This is a genomic window from Atribacteraceae bacterium, assembly GCA_035477455.1.
Classification (GTDB): Bacteria; Atribacterota; Atribacteria; order Atribacterales; family Atribacteraceae; genus DATIKP01.
Genome location: DATIKP010000133.1, coordinates 1 through 3524 on the forward strand (window position 1 = coordinate 1; position 3524 = coordinate 3524).

Consider the following 3524-nt stretch of genomic DNA (forward strand, 5'->3'; position numbering starts at 1 on the left):
CTCCGCCTATGCGGTAATAGACTATTTCGGTGGACCAGGTGTAATGGGAACCGGTGAGGAAGTAGCTGTTGATCCTGCTGCCTTTTTGGATTTGGCTTTCTGGGAAGGATTGTACCCTTCAGAGGTCATCGCCGGACTGGCTGATGATATTACCTTGCGTGGAGCGATTATCGAAGGAATTGCCGGAGGGTTTTTCTCGGTTGCCCGCCTAAGAGGTTTTCATGCAGTCGTCGATCAATTCCCAGGTATTGAAATAGTCACCACCCTTCCAGCCGACTGGAACCGGGAAAAAGCCATCCGGGTAACGGAAGATATCCTTGCAGCCAATCCTGAAGGCACTCTTGATTTTATTTGGGCCGCTTCCAACGAGATGGGTCTGGGTGCTATGCTGACGGCTGAAAGACTGGGACGGGAAGAAGTCAAGATTTTTACCAACGATGGTACACCGGAATCGATTGAAAGGATTCGGGAGGGCCGCCTGATCGCCGAGACCTGGCACGGGTTCCCCGAATGGGGTTGGTATGGTACGAAATTTGCGGTTATGTCCGCTCTGGGGCTCGAGGACATGGTTCCCCAGTATTTTGATATCCGGCCGAGGATCGCTTGGCAGGCCAATGCCGACTTGTTCTATCCCGAGCCGGCTCTGGAACCGATAGACTGGGAAGCAATCAAGGCAGCTTACCAACCATAAAACACTTCAGAAGGCCGGAAGGTGCCGGAAGGGCCTTCCGGCTTTCTGAATGCAGGGGAGAGGCAACAGTGGAACTAAGGCTTATCCAGAAAAATGTGGTTGTTACCGGTGGTGCCTCGGGGATCGGTGAGGAAACGGCAAAAGCTTTTTCTCGTGAGGGAGCCCGCGTAGCCATTCTTGATGTGGATTCTGGGCGGGGTGATCGCGTTCTCCAGGAGATCCGGAAAGAGGGCGGAAAAGCCGATTTTTTTCGGATTGATTTGACGTCGGAACCGGATATTCGTGTCGGAATCAGCCGGATTGCCGGTGAATTCGGCGGGATCGATATTCTGGTGAACAATGCCGCCCGGTATCGACAGGGAGATGTTCGTTCTTTTCGGAAAATCGACCTGGAAGATCTCCTGGCGATCAATATCGTGGGTGTTTTATGGATGACCCGCTATGTGACCGAAAGCATGATCAGCTCAGGGAAAAAAGGCGTTATTGTCAATGTGGCCTCCGAGGCAGGTTTGGTCGGTATCCAAAACCAGGTGATTTACAATCTTACCAAGGCGGCCGTCATTTCGATTACGCGAAGCTGTGCCATAGACCTGGCTCCTCACGGGATCCGGGTCAACTGTGTATGTCCCGGGACCACCGAAACCCCGTTGCTGGAGGAAGCTCTTTCCCGGGTACAGGATCCCGCTTCCGTCCGTAGCTCTATCGAAAAAAGCCGTCCCCTGTGCCGGCTCGGCCAGCCGGAAGAGATTGCCTCGGCGATTCTGATGATGGCCACCGATAGGCTCGGATACGCCACCGGTGCAGTGTTGAGTATCGACGGAGGGTATACGGTGTGGTAACCCAAAGCCTTAAAGAACCTTTGTTACGATTGGATAAAGTCAGCAAACATTTCCCCGGGGTCCAGGCCCTCAAGCGGATCGAACTGGATATTTTCCCCGGAGAGATCCACGCTGTTTTGGGTGAGAACGGAGCCGGTAAGAGTACCCTGATGAAAATCCTGAGTGGGGTGTTCAAGAAAGACGAGGGAGAAATATTTCTTCAGGGGCGGAAACTGAGCCGGGAGAATCCGCGGGAAGCGTTACGTAACGGAATTGCTCTGGTGTATCAGGAATTGTCTCTTATACCGATGCTGAACATTGCTGAAAATCTTTTCCTGGGTCGCTGGCCGTTGGGACGAGTGGCTATCGATTGGAAAAAAATCCATGCCGAATCAAGGAAACTCTTAGAACGTTTTGAAATCAATCTTGATCCGGCCACACTGGTCATTAGTCTATCGGTTGCAGAACAACAGATGGTGGAAATCCTCAAGGCGATAAGCCATCCCGATATACAAATTTTACTTCTGGATGAACCGACTTCCGCCCTCAGTGATGATGAAACAAAGCGGTTGTTTCAGATTCTCCATACGGTGAAAAAGGAAAATCGGGGCATTATTTTTATTTCCCACAAAATCAACGAGGCTATGCAAATCGCCGATCGTATCACGGTTTTACGGGACGGTGAAAAGGTTATTACCCAATCCCGGGATAAAATGACCGAAAAAGAGATTGTCTTTTACATGACCGGTAAAAATTTTGAATCGATTGCCTCTCATTCAACAGAAACGACGAACAGCAAAAAGCCGGTTCTCTCATTAAAGGATTTTTCCGCTGATAATTTTTTGAAAGAAATCCGTCTTGATTTTTATCTAGGGGAAATCGTGGTCGTTTTTGGTTTGATAGGATCCGGAAAGACCAGCCTGGCCAAGGGGATCATGGGATTGATCAAATCCCAGGGGACGATAACTCTCAAAGGAAGGGACATAATCGTTCGGTCTCCCCGCGAAGCGATAGATGAAGGGATCGGTTATATTCCCGAAGATCGCCGGGAGGGACTGGTTTTCGAGATGCCGGTATTTGCCAATATTACCTTGGCCATCCTGAAAAGCCTTGCGAGAAAGGGTATTCTGAATATCCGCAAAGAGAAAAAAGTGGCTGGTGATTTTATAGAAACCCTGCGGATCCGAACGCCGAATATTTTCCGCTGGGGTACTTTATCTCAGTGGCGGAAACCAACAAAAAGTTCTGTTAGCCCGCTGGATGGCCAGAAATTCAGATATTTTAATTATGGATGAGCCGACCCGGGGGATCGATGTCGGGGCTAAATTCGAAATTCGTAAGATGGTCAGGAAAATGGCCGAAGGTGGATTAACGGTTTTATACCTGACCTCGGATCCCCTGGAAGCGCTGGAGGTGGCCGATCGGTTGATTATCATGCGAAAGGGTCACGTCGTATGTGTTTTCGATCATCCGGAGAAGGCCTCAAAGGCCGAAATATTAGCCATTGCCAGTGGTGTTGGTGATGGTAAGGGGGATGTATAGGAGATGAATACAAATATAAGATCACCCAAAGAAACCACGGCTGATGACCAGATCATTCCCCGGTCCCCTTTTTATGAGAACTTGAAAGGTATCCTGCTCAAGGGAGGATCCTTGATCGGTCTTATCGGACTCAGTGCTTTTTTTGCCATTACATCACCGCATTTTTTCACCTTCAGCAATTGGTTGAATATTTTCCGGCAGGTTTCGGTCATCCTGATCCTGGCCTGTGCCCAGACTATGGTAATAATCTCCGCCGGTATCGATTTGTCGGTCGATACAAAGTTGTGAAAACTTAATATCTTTCCATAAAAATGTCATTTTATGTGAGGAATAGGCCACCCTTGATCACCCTTGACCGCCGGGTCCCGATACCCCTGTACTACCAGCTCAAGGAGTTGCTCCGCCGGGACATTGAGTCCGGCGAGTACCAGCCGGGAGACACCCTGCCCTCTGAGCGGACCCTCTCTGAACGG

5 protein-coding genes are annotated in these 3524 nt (G+C 49.9%); all 5 read left to right on the forward strand.

Features of this window, described 5'->3' with window-relative positions:
- Positions 1-691 (forward strand): sugar ABC transporter substrate-binding protein (locus VLH40_08050; GenBank protein ID HSV31955.1); only part of this gene is annotated, 691 nt, incomplete at its 5' end.
- A 68-nt stretch (positions 692-759) separates the two neighbouring features.
- Positions 760-1530, forward strand: a complete 771-nt coding sequence (locus VLH40_08055) for an SDR family oxidoreductase (protein ID HSV31956.1) — start codon at positions 760-762, stop codon at positions 1528-1530.
- Entirely contained in the window at positions 1524-2804 is a 1281-nt protein-coding gene (locus tag VLH40_08060; protein HSV31957.1) for a sugar ABC transporter ATP-binding protein, read from the forward strand. The genes VLH40_08055 and VLH40_08060 overlap by 7 nt, the downstream gene beginning before the upstream one ends.
- Positions 2797-3051: a hypothetical protein gene (locus tag VLH40_08065; protein ID HSV31958.1), complete on the forward strand. Its 255-nt coding sequence runs from the start codon at positions 2797-2799 to the stop codon at positions 3049-3051. Before VLH40_08060 ends, VLH40_08065 begins: the two co-directional genes overlap by 8 nt.
- A gap of 3 nt (positions 3052-3054) precedes the next feature.
- A complete protein-coding gene (locus tag VLH40_08070; GenBank protein ID HSV31959.1) occupies positions 3055-3339 on the forward strand; it encodes a hypothetical protein in 285 nt (94 codons plus the stop codon).
- Positions 3340-3524 lie beyond the last annotated feature (185 nt).